Origin of the sequence: Actinoplanes subtropicus (assembly GCF_000721705.1) — a bacterium.
Taxonomy (GTDB): domain Bacteria; phylum Actinomycetota; class Actinomycetes; order Mycobacteriales; family Micromonosporaceae; genus Actinoplanes; species Actinoplanes subtropicus.
In genome coordinates this window covers 1-295 of sequence record NZ_JOJL01000171.1, presented here as the reverse complement: position 1 = coordinate 295, position 295 = coordinate 1, and the positions used below count along the sequence as shown (strand labels likewise).

General features: G+C 65.4%; 1 protein-coding gene. It reads left to right on the top strand.

Annotated features, from left to right (window positions below):
• Positions 1-32: 32 nt before the first annotated feature.
• A partial coding sequence (locus IH26_RS0152710; RefSeq protein ID WP_034218346.1) for an ATP-binding cassette domain-containing protein occupies positions 33-295 on the top strand: 263 nt, incomplete at its 3' end.

Here is a 295-nt window from a genome sequence, read left to right as displayed (position 1 = left end):
TCGCTGGACCAGTGGATCAGGAAGGTGAAGACGTGACGTCGCCCGTTTTGCAGGCCAAGGGCCTGACCAAGCGCTACGGCCGAGTCGTCGCCATCGACGGCAGCGACCTGGAGCTCTACCCGGGCGAGATCCTCGCGGTCATCGGCGACAACGGTGCCGGCAAGTCGAGCCTGATCAAGGCGTTGTCCGGTGCGCTCATCCCGGACGAGGGCCAGATCTTCCTGGACGGCAAGCAGGTCCATTTCCGTACGCCGATGGACGCGCGCGCGGCCGGTATCGAGACGGTGTACCAGAC